The organism is Martinezella calliandrae, assembly GCF_030272695.1.
Taxonomy (GTDB): Bacteria; Pseudomonadota; Alphaproteobacteria; order Rhizobiales; family Rhizobiaceae; genus Rhizobium; species Rhizobium calliandrae.
Window position 1 is genome coordinate 1 of the sequence record NZ_JARFYN010000258.1, and the last position, 259, is coordinate 259.

General features: G+C 67.6%; 1 protein-coding gene. It reads right to left on the minus strand.

What is annotated here, in order from left to right:
• Positions 1–259 (minus strand): condensation domain-containing protein (locus PY650_RS37010; RefSeq protein WP_285885077.1); only part of this gene is annotated, 259 nt, incomplete at both ends.

The following is a 259-nucleotide window of genomic DNA, read 5'->3' on the forward strand; positions in this document are numbered from 1 at the left end:
CTCGACGCTCAGCCCCGGCAGGTCGAAGGACCCGACCGCATTGTTCTCCCAGGCCAACATCACCTGGAACAGTGGGGTGTGATCAAGAGCCCGGGGCGGCTGGACGATCTCCACCACCTGCTCGAACGGCAGGTCCTGATGCTCCTGTGCCGCCAGCGCCGTGCGCCGCGTCCGGTCCAGAAGCTCGGCGACGCTCGGCGCGCCCGACAGGTCGAGCCGCAGCGCCAGGGTGTTGACGAAGAAGCCGATCAACTCTTCG